The following is a 15,501-nucleotide window of genomic DNA, read 5'->3' on the forward strand; positions in this document are numbered from 1 at the left end:
AGTTAACTTGGTACTATATTGAGCACAAATTAAAATAAAAAAGCGCGGTTAATAACAACTAACTCGCCAATAACGGATGACTATGTTTAAAAAACGTATTTTAGCTATATGCCTAGCAGCCACCTCTCTACCAAGCCTTGCCGACGGCAACAGCGATTTAAAAACCATTATTGATAACCATTGGCAAAACGCCAAAGCTGAAAAAATATTTTTTCGAACCGATCCAGACGGTTGGAAACCAAATGGCACATTACCGAATTGGAGCGAGCAAGCCATTGCTAAGCGCCAAGCTTATAACAACAGCGTACTAAAAAGCTTAGCCAGTATTGACCCAAAAACGCTCAACAACGATCAACTAATGAACTACCGCTTATTTAAATATGAGCGAGAAACCGAGCAACAAAGCTACCTCTATCAAGATAAGTATTTTCCGGTTAATTTTTTAAGTGGCTGGCATACTTACTTTGCAGAAGCGCCCGCTAATATGGCTTTTTTAACAGCAGATGATTACAACGCATTTTTAATCAGCCTTGCCGACTACCCACGCTTTAATCAGCAAAATATTGATTTAATGAAAGAAGGTATAAAAACAGGCTTTACCCATTACTGTAAAACCTTTGAAAATTACAGCCAAAGCATTAGCGCGCACATAGTTAACAACCCCAAAAACAGCGCCCTTTACGAGCCCTTTACGCGTATACCTAATACCTTTAGTAAAGCGCAAAAATCAAACTTAAAACAAAAAGCCCAAGCCGTAATTAAAAATAAAGTAATTCCTGCGTATCAGCATTTTTACGACTTTTTTGAAAATGACTATATGCCACATTGTAGAGCGCAGCCGGGCATAGCAAGCGTTAAAGGCGGGCTTGATTACTACAAATACACGGTTAATTACTACACCACAACAAACGCCACACCAAAGCAAATTCATGAACTTGGCTTAAAAGAAGTGGCGCGTATTAAGGCGCAAATGCAAAATATTATTGATGAAGTAGGCTTTGATGGCACCTATAGCGAGTTTTTAGAATTTTTAGCAACCGATGAGCAATTTTACGCAAAAGACGCGCAAGACTTGCTAGAAAAAACCGCGTTCATCACGCAAAAAATGTATGGTAAATTGCCCACTTACTTTGGCCACTTACCGCGTAACACCTTTACTATTAAGGGCTCAGCAAGTCGTGGGGCGTTTTATATGCCACCGCCAGATAACCGCTCACCAGGTACTTATTTTTTAGCCTCAACACCTAAACTGCAGCCTTTATACAATTTAGAAGCACTCAGCCTGCATGAAGCAATCCCCGGGCACCATTTACAAAACGCCATTGCTATGGAGCTAAATGTCCCCGAATTTAGACGCACACTTAGCCACTCTGCATTTGGCGAAGGTTGGGCACTATACACAGAACGCTTAGGTAAAGAAGCTGGTTTTTATCAAAGCCCGTACAGCGACTTTGGCCGTTTAGGCTACGAAATGTGGCGTGCAGTACGCTTAGTGGTTGATACCGGCATTCATGCCTTTGGTTGGAGCCGCCAAAAAGCAATTGATTACTTAGCCAGTCACACCGCTTTACCACAAAGTGCGGTGGAGGATCAGATAGATCGTTACATTTCATGGCCAGGCCAAGCGCTCTCTTACAAAATGGGCGAAATAAAAATACGCGAACTGCGCACAAAAGCCGAAGAAGAACTCGGCGCTCAATTTGATATACGCAGCTTTCACGACACTGTTATTGGCCAAGGCTCATTGCCTATGGCAGTGCTTGAAGACGTTATAAACGATTGGATAGCAGAGCAAAAACCAGTAAGTTTAAACAATACTTTTAAACACGACTTTTAAACACTAAAGGGCGGTAAGTTTATCGCCCTTTTCAAAACCGCATTAAATACCTCAAAACTAATCCCTAGCCGCTTTTGCTTCGTAAACTTAATGATTACAAAAACCAGAGCATGAGTATGAGCAAACGCATTTTATATTGGCTACAAAACGATTTACGCCTAACCGACAACCCAATTTTTAGTGACCTTATGTTGCAGCAATGCGCGCTTGATATTGTATTTGTTATTAACCCGCACTGGTTTAAAAATAATAACTATCAACAAAAACCTTACGGCATACATAAGCAGCAGTTTTTATTGCAAAGCTTGTACGAACTACAACAAGCACTTATTGAGCGCGGGCAAACCCTGCATGTGCTTGAGGGCGAACCCGTATCGCTTTTAAAAGCGCGGATTAATGAGCAAAATATTGATGAAGTTGTATACAGCGAACAATTTGGCGTGTACGAGCAACGCAAAATAAGCTTACTCAAAGCACATTGCCCCAATACACAATTTACAGGGTCGCAGCAAGACACGCTCTTTAAGCAAAGTGACCTCCCCTTTGATTTAAGCGAATTACCTAAACACTTTACCCCGTTTCGTAAAAAGGTAGAGGCCGCTAATAGCCCTATTACACCAACAACTTTGCCAAACGGTTTGCTCCCTAAGCCAATAACTTTATGTGCAAAAAAACCTATAGAACGTATAACAAATAAAGGCGTAATGCATGGCGGGCTTAAAAGTGCGCAAGCTCATTTAAAGCAATACTTTGCAGGCGCAATGCCAAGTACTTATAAAACGACTCGCAACGAACTTGATGGCTTTAACAACACCACCAAATTTAGTACTTGGCTTGCCTTTGGCTGTATAAGTGCAAAACAAGTTTACAAAGCCGTAGAAAATTACGAGCAATGCAATACAGCAAACGAGTCTACTTATTGGATTAAGTTTGAATTGCTATGGCGAGAGTATTTTAAATGGCACGCACTTAAAGCAGGTAACAGCCTGTTTAGCTTTAAAGGGCAAAAACAAACTAAACCGCTTACTACTTTTACACCTACACGCTTTGCTGCTTGGTGTAACGGCACAACGCCTTACCCGCTTGTAAATGCCATTATGGAAGAACTAAACACTACGGGTTACATTTCAAACCGTGCAAGGCAAATTGCAGCAAGCTGTTTAGTAAACGAGCTTGGCCTTGATTGGCGATACGGCGCAGCCTATTTTGAGCAGCAACTTATTGATTACGATGTAGCAGCAAACTGGGGCAACTGGCAGTACATAGCCGGTGTGGGGGTTGACCCGCGTGGCGGCCGCCACTTTAATATACAAAAGCAAACCGCGCAGTTTGATCCAAATGGTATTTATACCAATAAATGGCACGGGCACAGTAATAAAACACAGCAGCTCGATCACTTAAACGAAGTAGATTGGCCTATTTAAGCCAATCTCCCTCCACCAGGTTATATTTAAAACAGCTGCGCAATGCCTATATTAATGGCAAAGCCAGCTAAGGTTAAAAACAAAAATAAACAACCTGCTAATAACAGTGGTTTTATACCCGCTTGGCGAATAGCGCCAACATGTGTACGCAGCCCAAGTGCGACCATGGCAATGGTAAGTAGTATATTATCAAACCATATAATAGCGCTTGTAGTACCTTGCGGAATAACCGATAACGAATGCACGCCACTTGCCACTATAAATAACACCGCAAACCAAGGGATTGTAATACCCGCGTTTTGCTCGCCGCCCTGTGCGTTTATGTTTGCATGCTTTTTACTTTGCCAAAACGATAAGCCCACTAAAAATGGCGCAAGCATCATTACACGGAGCATTTTTTCTATCACGGCGGTGTCGGCTGCATTGGCACTTACCGCAGTCCCTGCTGCTACCACTTGCGCAACTTCATGAATGGTTGAACCAACAAAAATACCGTACGCATGCTCACTCACACCCATATATTCAAACATAATTGGGTAGGCAAACATACTTAACGTGCCAAACACCACAACCGTTGCCACCGCTACCGATACTTTATGCGCTTGTGCTTTTATAACTGGCTCAGTTGCCATTACCGCTGCGGCGCCACAAATAGAGCTACCCGCACCTATTAGTATGGTTGTTTGTTCATCAAGCTTAAAAACGCGCTTACCTAGCTGTACTGCTAATATAAACGTACCAAGCAGCATTACCACATCGGTTAATAGGCCATGCCAGCCTACACCCGCTACTTGCGCAAAAGTAATTCTAAACCCAAATAAAATAACGCCCGCTTTGAGTAATATACTTTTAGCGTAATCAACGCCTACATCTGTACGCGTAGCAATGTGCGCAAACACGCTGTTGCCTACAATAATGCCAAGCACAATACCAATTGTTAAGGAGCTAAATTGCGCACTTTGCATTATAGGTAACTTACTTAATGCAACAGATGCCCCCGCTAACACAACCACCAGCAGCATACCTAACCACCAGCGCGTATCGCCGTATTGCTTAGTATTAATACCTATAGGCTGAAAACTATTTTTAATAGCGCTAAGCATAATATTCCCTCACTTAAACCAAGTTGATGTGTTGACTTAATTGTAAGAAAGCTCAAAATATAACTCCAATATATTAAAATCATGATTTGATAACTTAAAGTTATACAATTTAGAGTTATGCAATTTAAGGTTATACAATGAACTTACATGCGCTTAGGGTGTTTTATACAGTGGCTAAATTAGGTAGCTTTTCAGGCGCAGCCGAAGCGCTTTTTATAAGCCAGCCCGCTGTTTCTAAAGCGCTAAAAGAGCTAGAGCATCAGTTAAATATTCAACTTATTGAACGTGCATCTAAGGGTAAAAAGCTCACCTTAAGCGAAGGCGGCCAAGCTTTGTATGATCACGCCCGCAGTATTTTTGCTATCGAAAAAGCCGCCATTGACGATATAAAATCGCGCACAGGGCTTAAGCGCGGTACATTAGTTATAGGCACCAGCACCACCATTGCCAGTTATTGGCTACCCCCTTATTTAGCCAAATTTTGTGCGCAGTACCCGCATATAAAAGTAGAAGTACAAGTGGCTAATACCGCGCAAATTGAGCACGCATTGCTAGAATGCACTATCGATTTAGCACTGGTTGAAGGTACACCTACCGAGCCGCACATTATTAGTAAGCACTGGCAAAATGATTTAATGAGTGTGGTTATACCGAGCAACTTTAAGCCCACTAAAGACTTAAAAGCGTGGTTAAACGAGCAGTTTTGGCTATTACGCGAGCCAGGCTCTGGCACGTTAGAAATGTCTGTAAAGTTATTAGCAGAGCATGGCGTACAGGCTGAGCAAAGTATGCAATTAGGCAGCAACGAAGCCATAGCAAGGGCTGTTGCTCAAGGTATGGGGGTCGCTTTATTGCCAAACGTAGTCACAGAAGATTTAGTGCAGTTAGGCAAATTAACGCGCCTGAGCCAAAAAAATAACGAGCAACTCTCTCGCCCTCTTTATCAACTGCATTATAAAGACAGACCGTCTTCGCATGCTGCGCAAGCATTCGAAAAAAGCCTGTTTAGTGAATAGAGGTTATGTGATTAAGTCTAAATACGATATATAAATCGCATTTGTGTCGTTGTCTACTCTTCTTCAATAATATAAAGATATTCAATATTAATATTTTTTATATCTTCATACTTGAGAATAAGTCGATCTCCTTTAATCTCGTAAAAACGAGCCACTGAGGAATCTGTAGATAAAGGCTTATCTAACTCTATAGGTCTTCTCATGGCATCGGATAAAACAACACGATCTAACTGCCCACTAGAGTCAAGGTAAAAATCTTCAAGAACACCATAATATAAAAAGGAAATATTTTTAGACTCTACTAAACAAGATAACTTAATTAACTCTGCATTCTGAGTTTCAGATAATTTTCCTGTTAATTCGTAATACCATGGAGTATCGAAGGCATATCTTGAGGATTTGTATGGGTTAAAGTGAAAAATTAGCTTTTGAAATATTTTTCCCAAAATATATGCAAGGAGAAATGAGCTTGAAAAATATAAAATGATTTTAGGGATACTAGCACTTACAATTTTTAAATCAGATTCCGACACAGATTTAGAGCCCGTTAATAATTTTAGGCAAATTTCATAATTAATTTCGTTTCCAAATAAAGGTACTAAAAGATAAATTAGAAAAATATGTAAAATTAAAGCATAAAAAAAAGCCAAAGATGAAGATACATCAAATGGCTTTTTTTCTATGCTAGTATTTTCTACTTTTTCATAAGAGTTTTGGAATATAAAACCTGGAATTATTAATACTAAAATAAAAAAAGCAGGAAAAGCTATATTCATGCCACTGCTTTATCTTTAGGAGAAGTAGAAACACGATACTTCTTACCATTTGACAAAGTAATAACTTCACTGTCTTTTGAGCCACTAGAAATAAAAGCTCTCAACTGTTCGCTCCCTAATGGATCGCCTTTAATTTTCTTAGCTAAACTACCTAACAAAGCTTTCATAATGCCCCCAAAATAATGTTCCGTGATTCTAGTTTACTTTAAATATTACCAATAGGCTACATATCATACTAAGAGGGTTCTAACATAGCGCACTAATGCCAGCGAGCAAATTTCCAATCGATGCCTGCTATATTCAACTTCTCTTTTGTTCGCGAGATAACACCTATCACGAAAAAAACAAATGGATCAAACCCGACTTCACGCATTGTAATTTTAAGAGATCATTCATAACAGCCCACAAGCTACCCATAAATCTATTAGCTAAATCCGTAAGCTCTTATACCCCCAAGCTGAATTCACAAACCCTGCGTTAAGTCTTGCGCCAATGTACCCGTTGGTTTTTCAATTACTCGTACTAACTCTTTACCCTCGTCTTTTACTATAAACGTAGGGGTGTATTGCAAGCCGTGCGCTAGTGCTATTCCGGCGTCGTCTTGCTTGTTGTAACCCACGGCCACATATTTAACGCTTGCAAGTTTTACCTTAGACGCATCAAGTAACTTAATAAGCTTTGGTACTTCGCGTTGGCTGTCGTGACACCAAGTGCCAAATAATACAACTAATGCCTTGCCTTCTAGCTTTTGCATTAAGGCTATATCTTGCTCGGTTGGCGTAAATGCGTTGTACTGCTTATTAAACTTATCGTAATCGCTTAATAGTACATCAGTTGTAATATCGCCCGAAAATGGCGCAGTAGCGGCATTACTTACAAGCGGCATGCTTAACGCGCACAATAAAATTAATTGTTTAAACATAAGGTTAAAGTAACTTTTAAAGTGAGTAATTAAGCTCACTATACTGAATATTACTGAATGTTTACACATTGTTTGCACCTTCTATTTTTATAGTTTGCCCACTTTAATAAAATAATAAGCGTGCATACATGAATATAAAACCTTTTATATTTTATTCAGTTATCGCCTCTACTACATTTTTATATGGCTGTGGCGGTACTGAGCAAACAACCGATAGCAGCACAGAGCAAACTGACTCATCATCAACAACCACCTCCACGGGCTTAGTTATTAACGAAATTGTCGCAAGCCCAAGCGATACCACCTACGACTGGATTGAGCTATACGCCACTGAAGATATAGCCGACCTATCGGTATTTTCGCTTGTTGATGATAACGCCGACAGAGAGCCTCAAGCTTTACCCGCAGTAGCGCTTTCGCAAGGTGAGTTTATTGTTATTCAAGCCATTGATGAAACCGACACAGCGCCCGACAACGGCTATTACGTCACCTTTAAACTAGGTAGCGACGATGCGGTTACGTTATACGATGATGGCACTGCTATCTCTGTACTTGATTGGGAAGAAGGCGAAGCCGCTGAAGGCTTTAGTTACGGCTTATATACCGATGGCACCGGCACCGCGCAAACACTAACGCCAACAGAGGGCGCAGCTAACCAAACAGCCGATACCTCTACACTTGTTACAACGCTAATTGCTGAAGATGCCCCACTGCGTATAAACGAAGTAGTAGCAAAAGACAGCAGCGGCGGCGAGGACTGGATAGAGCTTTATGTAACAAGCAGTAGCGATGTTTTTTTAGCCGACTACACACTAAGTGATGACAATAACGAGCAATTTGCTCTACCTGATATTACGTTATCGCCTGGTGAGTTTTACCGCATTTACGCAAGCACCGATGATTTAGGCGACCTGCCAAGCGTAGCGTTTAAATTAGGCGCAAGCGATACCGTCAGCCTTTACAGTAACAATGTAATTATAGAGCAGTTATCGTGGAATAAAGGCCAAGCGCTAAGTGGTTACAGCTATGGCCGCTACCCAGATGGCAGCGATGCAACTGCGGTACTCACTCCAACAGAGCTTAGCTCAAACAGCCAAGCAACCCATGGGCCACTCGTTATTAACGAAATAGTGGCAAGCGCCGCAGACGATGGCAACGACTGGTTTGAGCTATACAACAACAGCGAAAATACAATTAACTTAGCCAACTACCAAGTTATTGATGAAAGCGACGACATAGACCCCGTAACCCTGCCTGACATAGATTTATACGCAGGTGAATACATTACTATTTATGCCACCGATGAAGACCCAGGCACTTACTACGTCCCGTTTAAACTAGGCAAAGAAGACGAGCTAAGCTTAATACTCAACGATGAAGTAATTGACTATATTGACTGGGACGAAAGTGATGTAGCCACAGGCTTTAGTTACGGCCTAAGTAGCAGTACAGGCTTTACTCATGCGTTTTTAACACCTACCCCAAGTAGTGAAAATACAGTTGCAACCGCCTTTACACCTACGGCCGTTAATACGCTTTCTATTACAATTACCGATGAAAACTGGCAAGACATTCTAGATAACCCACTTGATGAGCAGTACCACGAAACCGCTATTACCTTTAATGGGGTAACACTCGATAGCGTGGCTATTCGCACTAAAGGCGGCTCAAGTTTAAGCAGCGTTGCCAACTCTAGCAGCGACCGTTACAGCTTTAAGGTTGATATTAACGAATATGTGTCGGGGCAAAAGTTTTTTGGGCTAAAAAAATTCACACTACAAAACTCGTTTAACGACCCGTCGTACATGCGTGAAGTAATCGCCTACGAGCTTATGGATGAAATGGGCGTGCCAACGCCTGAGCATGCTTACGTTAACTTTTATGTAAACGGCGAACTATTTGGTTTGTATTTAATGGTAGAAGCCGTAGACGGCGAATTTGTAGAAAAACACTTTGCCAACAGTAACGGCGATTTATACAAGCCAGATGGCACAGGCAGCGATTTATTATGGCTAGGTGACGACATACAAAGCTACACCGATATAAACCTGCAAACCAACGAAGACACCACAGATAACGGCGCATTTATTAACTTTGTAGAATCGCTCGATAAAGGCGAAACCAGCGCCATAGATATAGACACGCTGCTGCGTTATATGTCGGTAAGCACTTCACTGTCTAATTTAGATAGCTACCACGGCCCGCTTGCACATAACTATTATATTTACGATGACGATGGCGTATTTAGCATTTTGCCGTGGGATTTTAACGAGTCATTCGGCACCTTTAACATGGATTGTAATAGCGTAGATGTAAGAGAGCTCTACATTGATGAGCCAGTAAGCGGGGCATTAAGCGAGCGCCCATTAATTGCTAATGTATTTGCCGAGCAAAGCCACCTCGATACGTACCACAGTTACTTAACACAGCTTATTAATGGCTCACTTTCAAGCGACACATTTAACGCACGCGTAAATGAAATAGCCGATTTAATTCGTGAGCACGTACAAAACGACCCAACTAGCTTTTATGGCTCAACCTACTTTGAGCAAAACCTAACCTCTACAACGGGGCAGTTTTACGGCTTAACCTCGTTTATGGAGTACCGCGTAGCAAATATGGCCGCGCAGCTTGATGGCACATTGCCCTCAGCGGGTGATGGCAGCGGATTTTGCTCTAGATAAACAACCCATCCTTGATGCGGTGTCAGCACGCTGGCACTGCACTCTATTACTTTGCAATTTAATAATCTGAGAAAATTATGACAATTCAAGCACGTTTTAAGGATGAACTTTTTGAAAAGGATACTTCAATCTCACCAGTAGCAATTACTGCTATAAACACTAAAAATAAGCAGGCTCAGCCTCAAGAGTCAAACGCGCATGACTCATTAACAAGCTTAATTAACGAGTTACTTATTCCGTTTGAAGGTTACGGATTAAACGATCTTAATAACGCTAATTTAATGAACCGTGTAGACAGTAAGTTTATGCTGCCACTGTCGTTTTTACCTGAGCTACTTACTCATATACAAGGCCAGTATCGGGTACTTGATATACAAGGTAAGCGTTTATTCTCTTATTATAATCAATACTTTGATACGCCCGAACTTGATTTATATAAAGCCCACCATAACGGTAAGCTTAATCGCTACAAAGTACGCCAAAGGCGCTACGTTGATACCGCCACCGAATACCTAGAAGTAAAACTAAAAAACAACCAAAGCCGCACCGTAAAAACACGTATAAAGCTCGCACAAACTAACAACGAGCAAGCTAACAGCACGGCGTTTATTAAAGAGCAAATGAAAAACAGCTTTGCACATTTAAATGTAACCCAGCAAAGCGGCTATAACCGCATAGCGCTAGCTAACGAAGAAAAAGCCGAGCGCTTAACGCTTGATTTTAACCTGTGGTACAACACCCCAAAAGGCGATAACAAAATAACTCTACCAGGCTTTTTTATTGCCGAGCTTAAGCAAAGTAAAAAAACAAAACGCTCGCCATTTTATAAACTTATGAGCAAACACCACATATTCCCTGCCTCGTTTAGTAAATACTGCATTGGCTGTGCTTTGCTCTACCCCGAGCGATTAAAAGTAAACCGCTTTAAACCTGTTTTAGCCCGTTTAAAACACCTTAACTGCACTAACCCGCTTTTACCTTTAGAGAATAATTAAAATGACCAAATTAGATCTTATTTTTCTTTTCCGTTTTTTAGTAAACATCCTATCGCTGGCTGTACTTTGCTATGGCTGTTACTTTCGCATAAGTAAAAATGCAGTGGTGGCAGGCTCGTTTATTTTATTTGGCGTAGGCGTTTTTATTATTACCTTTTTGCTGCACGGCGTTGATATGTCGATGGAATTTGCATTTGGCCTATTTGCTGTATTTACCATGCTAAGGTACCGCACTGAGTCTATTTCGATTAAAGAGATGACTTACTTATTCCTTGTTACTGCCATTGCTTTACTGACCTCTGTAGGGCAAATGAGCTTAATTGAGCTAAGCATTCTTAACGGCATAATTTGCTTAATTGCCTTTTTGATTGACTCTAGCGTATTTGTAAAACGCTACGAAGTACAAAGCGTTTGCTACGAGCGCATAGAAAACATAACCCCGCAAAACCAAGCCGCACTCATCCATGATTTAAAACAGCGCACAGGGCTAAACGTAGTTGCTGTAGATATAGAACACATCGACTTTTTAAGAGACGTAGCGCAACTAAAAGTAAGTTACTTAGCCGAAAAACAAACAAAGGCAGCCTAACATGACCTCTAAACAAACGATTACTTATGCGGCACTTTCAGCTCTTTGCCTTGTTAGTAACGCAAGCTTTGCCAAAATTAACGACAATATAGACCTAAGCGGCTATATCATGCTCGACTACAACAAGTTTGATACCTCTTTGTTAGAGGGGCAATACGACAGCAGCAGCTCAGAAAGTACCTCTGAAATACGCCGCGCTCGCCTAAGTTTTAAATCAGACATAAGCAAAGACTGGAAAAGTAAATTTCAGCTTGGCTTTGCCGATGGCGAAACCGAAATAAAAGACGCCTACCTAGAATACTCTGGCTGGAAATATGCCGATTTAACCATAGGCCAGCAAAAAGAAGGTTTTGGCCTAGAAAAACTAACTAGCTCGCGTAAATTGCTAATGCTCGAACGCAGCATGATAAGCGAAGCGTTTTCACCAGGGCGCAGCTTAGGTATTAGCCTATCGGGAGGCATAGCCTCAGTAAATTGGCAGTTAGGTTATTACGAGCCCGACGAAGACGAAGCAACGTCGGCTATTACAGGGCGCGTAGCTTGGGTGCCGTGGCAGCAAGATACCAACCTTTTACACCTAGGCATCGCCTTTAGTGAGAGGCAGTACGACGGTAACGAATTTAGAGTAAATGAACCTCTTGAAGTGTATACCGCCGACTCATTAATAGAAGGCGATAAAATTAATGCAGATAGCCTTTCGCAACAAGGCGTAGAGCTACTATGGCTTAAAGATAGATTTACCATGATGGCTGAGTGGCAACAAGCACAAGTAACCAGTATTGAAAATACAACCAATGATTACGAAGGCGGCTATTTGCAATTTGGTTATCAACTATCAGGCGGATACCGTAAGTATAAAAACGCAAAACTAGGCGCAAGCTCAGAGCCAGGCTGGGAAATTACAGGCCGCTACAGTCTACTTAAGCTCAAGCAAGAAAACCAAGACGCAAAAACCTACGCCCTCGGCGTTAACTACACCGTAAACAAAAACATAAAGTTTATGGCCGACTACATTAAAGCCGTCTACTTTGAAGCAGGCGGTACTATCACATCGGGCAATGCTATCTCATTAAGGCTGCAGTATTCGTTTTAATGCGTTCGGTGTTTAGTAGGTTAACCTAAAACTATAAAGCCCTGTGTTAAACGTTACGTTTAATACAGGGGCTTATTTTAATAGAGCTGTTATAAACTCTCTAAAGGTTACTTATCAGGCTTGTACTTATTCCACTAATTACAGTAAGGGATTTAAGTTTACCTGTTCACTAATTAATATCGTTCAATAAAAATGAACACCAGCATTTAGTGAACAAAAGATGGACAAGGGCTAATACAGGCAGCTATCGAAAAACTAAACTTGCAAACGAGTTTAGGCACAAAGTAATAAACTTTTAAAAAAGAGTGTACTGAGGGCGAACTCGCTTTGCCTAATGTTAAAAGCAATGCATAGTAAAAACGCTGCCCATGCCGAATCACTCTTAATTGCTTTGTTAGCTGCGTTTCAAAATTGGCAATACTTCAGGTATTTCAGTATCTAACATTTCCAAAACGCTTTTAAAACCATGTATAGGTGACCACCCTAATTTGTCACATGCAGATGATGAATCATATACGCGATCTAAGCTTTGAGGTAGTTGCCAATCTCTTTGTTTAAATGCTAGCGCGATGTCTGGACATTGACGCTCGATGACAGATGCAGCATCAGTATATAGCGCTTCACAATCAGAAAGTTGAAAAGGTGTAGCGCCTGAGATTATAAAACGATTAAAACCACTTAAGCGTTTTTCCACAGAACATAAATGAGCGTTTGCTACATCACGAGCATCTATGCCACGAGTAAGGCGAAATACTGCCATTAAATCCGCAGGTTCAGGAAAACATCTCGACATTTGCAGCACAGTAACTGGAAGCTGAAACAACTTTGAAATTTCTTCTAGCTTAGCTTCAGCCGCAATTTTACTTTTATGATAAATCGACTTGGGTTGAGGTGTGACGTCTTCATTTATCCAACCTGCAATACCTTTAGGTGTTGAAGCATAGCCGTACAATGCAGTAGTGCTGGTAAAAATAAAGTGCTTAATACCTGCTTTTAATCCAGCCAGAGCGAGTTTCTCGGTCGCGTCTACGTTGATAGACTGAAACTCTGAATCAGGTACTAAACCAACATGTGGAGCGTGAAGAGCCGCTGTATGAATGATGACATCAACATTTTTAAGAGCCCGATCAATCAGATCACTATCAAGAATATCACCAATGTAATCGGCTGTTGAGCAAGGCGTTTTATCAATCCCGACCACGTCATGGGTGCGCATTAATTTAATATAGATTGCACGCCCGACTCTACCGGCAGAGCCTGTTACTAAAATTCTCACTATGACACCTTACTAATGATTGACCTCAAAGCAGCTAACGCTTTGCCAAGGGGCAAATGCGAACGTTGTTGGGCGAAGCCCAGTGAGTATTTGTCCCAGCCGCGCTTTTTGCGGCGAACTTTGGCAACTTGTTAGGTTCCGGTTTTAGGGATGTTACATTTGATCATAAACCAATTCTTTTCGCTTTCGTTAAGCATAGCGAACCCCATATTTTCTTCGCCGAAATGGCAAATTCTTGTTTTTGATGGATTACCAAAAGAAAAATAGCCTTCTCGACGCTTTCCGCTGTCTTCATAAGAAAATGCCTTCATGACAAACCAAACACCATCAAAGTACTGAAACCAAATTAATTTGATTCCTTTACTTTTAGCGAATGAAATGAATTCGTCAAGTCGGCCATCAGAAACTTCTACTTTCTTTTTAGTCCCTTTTATTGAAACGACATTTACCGGCAGGTTTTTACCATCATCTTCATCTATCCACTGAACAAGCTCAAATTTTCCTTTCTCAGCCAACTTAATCAAATGCTCTAAGCTACTATGATGTTTCGACAAAAAGCCTTCTGCTCTTTTTTCTACCCTGTTTTTGAAAGGATTATACTCGTCAGAACACCCCAGCACTAAAAATCCAACAGCAAGAATCGTGAGTAATCTCATAGGAACCTAACTCCCGCATTTGCGGTTGGATTGGAGCACAGCGGAAAACCAGTCCGACAACATGCGCTTGTTATGAAAATAGCGCATCAGGTAATGCCAGACGCTCTTCATTAGTAAATTCTAAGAGTCTTGCTTCAAACCCAAGAATGTCACCTTCCATAGTGAGAAATTTACCAGTTTCAGCAAAAAACATTGGATTAATATCTCTTCTCACTACATCACCTACCCAATTTGCTGCCTTTGTGGCTTGGTGAATCGTAGCGCGGCAAGACTTAATCCATTGGTTGTACTTTTCTAGGTCTTCATTGAAGTTGTCGTTCCAGCCGCCCGCCTTATAAAATTTATGTGGGTAGTAAGTGTCTCCATGAAGCTCGGAATGCTCCATAAATTTTTGAGATGCGAGATTTAACAAAATTGAAAAAGTTGTTATAGATCGCTTTAGTTCTTCGAATTCTTCTGGCCAGATAGCCGCAATTACTTTTTGACGAAATTCGAAGATATCACCAGGAAGTTCTCGAGGCCACCTAGGATCTGGAGATAAGGCAAAGCTTGTCCACGCTTGCCAGTTACCTAAACGGCAATACTTAACAGCGGCATCAATAATAGATGTTACAGATGCCTGTTTTGCAATTTGGAACTGATCTACTGTTTGACTAAGCGTTTCGTTAACCCATAATTCGTGCTCAGATTTTATTAGATGCAGCTTTTCAACAGGCCAATCATCCTCATTTTTGTCAATCTCGGTATGATGATTAGGACACAATAAAATTAAGTTGTGATAGCCATTTCTTTGATCCAACGTAAGGCTTGATGTTCCTCTTGCTGCATTTGTCTTTTCCCCAACAATATGAGCTTGCTCTCCTAGAGTAAATGCTGATGTAACTGCCGCTTTATCTTGGGTTAGTTCAACCCTACATATCGAACAACGATTTCCAGACCGCCCCCATAACAACTTTATATCTTTCTGATTAATAGCCATCTGCTACCTATACTTGATCATTTTCATAGACATAATGACTCCCACACGGTGTTAGCCTCCGCTTTTCGTGGGTTAGCTTAATTCAAAGCCAGAGCCATAATTAGTTTGTCAATTAACTAAACAGCAGAGGCTAACATGAATAAACATAGCA

At 41.1% G+C, this 15,501-nt stretch carries 14 protein-coding genes; 7 read left to right on the plus strand and 7 right to left on the minus strand.

Annotated features, from left to right (window positions below; translation table 11 throughout):
- The first annotated feature begins 82 nt into the window (after positions 1–82).
- Positions 83–1,837: a DUF885 family protein gene (locus PSH50_RS14865; RefSeq protein ID WP_273586878.1), complete on the plus strand. Its 1,755-nt coding sequence runs from the start codon at positions 83–85 to the stop codon at positions 1,835–1,837.
- A gap of 116 nt (positions 1,838–1,953) precedes the next feature.
- Positions 1,954–3,261 (plus strand): DASH family cryptochrome, encoded by a 1,308-nt coding sequence (locus PSH50_RS14870; protein ID WP_273586877.1) that lies wholly within the window; start codon positions 1,954–1,956, stop codon positions 3,259–3,261.
- Positions 3,262–3,287: 26 nt separating this feature from the next.
- Here the strand turns inward: PSH50_RS14870 and PSH50_RS14875 are convergent, their stop codons facing one another.
- The gene (locus PSH50_RS14875) at positions 3,288–4,364 is read right to left on the minus strand and encodes a YeiH family protein (RefSeq protein ID WP_273586876.1); all 1,077 of its coding nucleotides are present in this window, start codon (positions 4,362–4,364) and stop codon (positions 3,288–3,290) included.
- Positions 4,365–4,501: 137 nt separating this feature from the next.
- On the opposite strand from PSH50_RS14875, the gene PSH50_RS14880 reads away from it, so the two are divergent.
- On the plus strand, positions 4,502–5,380 hold the full coding sequence (locus PSH50_RS14880; protein WP_273586875.1) for a LysR family transcriptional regulator: 879 nt from the start codon (positions 4,502–4,504) through the stop codon (positions 5,378–5,380).
- 53 nt (positions 5,381–5,433) lie between these two features.
- On the opposite strand, the gene PSH50_RS14885 is transcribed toward PSH50_RS14880, so the two are convergent.
- The 3 genes from PSH50_RS14885 to PSH50_RS14895 form a co-directional block, all read right to left on the minus strand.
- Positions 5,434–6,156, minus strand: coding sequence for a hypothetical protein (locus tag PSH50_RS14885; protein WP_096042699.1), 723 nt, complete (start codon positions 6,154–6,156; stop codon positions 5,434–5,436).
- Positions 6,153–6,323, minus strand: a complete 171-nt coding sequence (locus tag PSH50_RS14890) for a hypothetical protein (protein WP_167381771.1) — start codon at positions 6,321–6,323, stop codon at positions 6,153–6,155. The genes PSH50_RS14885 and PSH50_RS14890 overlap by 4 nt, the downstream gene beginning before the upstream one ends.
- 296 nt (positions 6,324–6,619) lie before the next feature.
- A complete protein-coding gene (locus PSH50_RS14895) occupies positions 6,620–7,078 on the minus strand; it encodes a thioredoxin family protein (protein WP_064385920.1) in 459 nt (152 codons plus the stop codon).
- 128 nt (positions 7,079–7,206) lie between these two features.
- Between PSH50_RS14895 and PSH50_RS14900 the strand changes: the two genes are divergently transcribed.
- The 4 genes from PSH50_RS14900 (at position 7,207) to PSH50_RS14915 (ending at position 12,439) form a co-directional block, all read left to right on the plus strand.
- The gene (locus tag PSH50_RS14900) at positions 7,207–9,762 is read left to right on the plus strand and encodes a CotH kinase family protein (protein ID WP_273586874.1); all 2,556 of its coding nucleotides are present in this window, start codon (positions 7,207–7,209) and stop codon (positions 9,760–9,762) included.
- A 77-nt stretch (positions 9,763–9,839) separates the two neighbouring features.
- Positions 9,840–10,757: a polyphosphate polymerase domain-containing protein gene (locus PSH50_RS14905; protein WP_273586873.1), complete on the plus strand. Its 918-nt coding sequence runs from the start codon at positions 9,840–9,842 to the stop codon at positions 10,755–10,757.
- A 1-nt stretch (position 10,758) separates the two neighbouring features.
- The gene (locus PSH50_RS14910; RefSeq protein ID WP_273586872.1) at positions 10,759–11,346 is read left to right on the plus strand and encodes a DUF4956 domain-containing protein; all 588 of its coding nucleotides are present in this window, start codon (positions 10,759–10,761) and stop codon (positions 11,344–11,346) included.
- Between the two features lies 1 nt (position 11,347).
- Complete coding sequence (locus PSH50_RS14915) at positions 11,348–12,439, plus strand: OprO/OprP family phosphate-selective porin (RefSeq protein WP_273586871.1); 1,092 nt, start codon at positions 11,348–11,350, stop codon at positions 12,437–12,439.
- A gap of 394 nt (positions 12,440–12,833) precedes the next feature.
- Here PSH50_RS14915 and PSH50_RS14920 read toward each other — a convergent pair whose 3' ends face one another.
- The 3 genes from PSH50_RS14920 to PSH50_RS14930 form a co-directional block, all read right to left on the minus strand.
- Positions 12,834–13,715 carry an NAD(P)-dependent oxidoreductase gene (locus PSH50_RS14920; RefSeq protein WP_008126570.1) on the minus strand — a complete coding sequence of 294 codons (882 nt, stop codon included), beginning with the start codon at positions 13,713–13,715 and terminating at the stop codon, positions 12,834–12,836.
- A gap of 131 nt (positions 13,716–13,846) precedes the next feature.
- The gene (locus tag PSH50_RS14925) at positions 13,847–14,371 is read right to left on the minus strand and encodes a hypothetical protein (RefSeq protein WP_024603380.1); all 525 of its coding nucleotides are present in this window, start codon (positions 14,369–14,371) and stop codon (positions 13,847–13,849) included.
- A 70-nt stretch (positions 14,372–14,441) separates the two neighbouring features.
- A complete protein-coding gene (locus PSH50_RS14930) occupies positions 14,442–15,350 on the minus strand; it encodes an HNH endonuclease (protein ID WP_273586870.1) in 909 nt (302 codons plus the stop codon).
- Positions 15,351–15,501 lie beyond the last annotated feature (151 nt).

This window comes from Pseudoalteromonas sp. Angola-7 (genome assembly GCF_028599255.1).
Classification (GTDB): domain Bacteria; phylum Pseudomonadota; class Gammaproteobacteria; order Enterobacterales; family Alteromonadaceae; genus Pseudoalteromonas; species Pseudoalteromonas atlantica.

Bases quoted from the DNA above. Each gene is read 5' to 3' on its own strand.
- PSH50_RS14865 (WP_273586878.1), top strand. From the start codon at position 83: ATGTTTAAAAAACGTATTTTAGCTATATGCCTAGCAGCCACCTCTCTA.
- PSH50_RS14870 (WP_273586877.1), top strand. From the start codon at position 1,954: ATGAGCAAACGCATTTTATATTGGCTACAAAACGATTTACGCCTAACC.
- PSH50_RS14875 (WP_273586876.1), bottom strand. From the start codon at position 4,364: ATGCTTAGCGCTATTAAAAATAGTTTTCAGCCTATAGGTATTAATACT.
- PSH50_RS14880 (WP_273586875.1), top strand. From the start codon at position 4,502: ATGAACTTACATGCGCTTAGGGTGTTTTATACAGTGGCTAAATTAGGT.
- PSH50_RS14885 (WP_096042699.1), bottom strand. From the start codon at position 6,156: ATGAATATAGCTTTTCCTGCTTTTTTTATTTTAGTATTAATAATTCCA.
- PSH50_RS14890 (WP_167381771.1), bottom strand. From the start codon at position 6,323: ATGAAAGCTTTGTTAGGTAGTTTAGCTAAGAAAATTAAAGGCGATCCA.
- PSH50_RS14895 (WP_064385920.1), bottom strand. From the start codon at position 7,078: ATGTTTAAACAATTAATTTTATTGTGCGCGTTAAGCATGCCGCTTGTA.
- PSH50_RS14900 (WP_273586874.1), top strand. From the start codon at position 7,207: ATGAATATAAAACCTTTTATATTTTATTCAGTTATCGCCTCTACTACA.
- PSH50_RS14905 (WP_273586873.1), top strand. From the start codon at position 9,840: ATGACAATTCAAGCACGTTTTAAGGATGAACTTTTTGAAAAGGATACT.
- PSH50_RS14910 (WP_273586872.1), top strand. From the start codon at position 10,759: ATGACCAAATTAGATCTTATTTTTCTTTTCCGTTTTTTAGTAAACATC.
- PSH50_RS14915 (WP_273586871.1), top strand. From the start codon at position 11,348: ATGACCTCTAAACAAACGATTACTTATGCGGCACTTTCAGCTCTTTGC.
- PSH50_RS14925 (WP_024603380.1), bottom strand. From the start codon at position 14,371: ATGAGATTACTCACGATTCTTGCTGTTGGATTTTTAGTGCTGGGGTGT.
- PSH50_RS14930 (WP_273586870.1), bottom strand. From the start codon at position 15,350: ATGGCTATTAATCAGAAAGATATAAAGTTGTTATGGGGGCGGTCTGGA.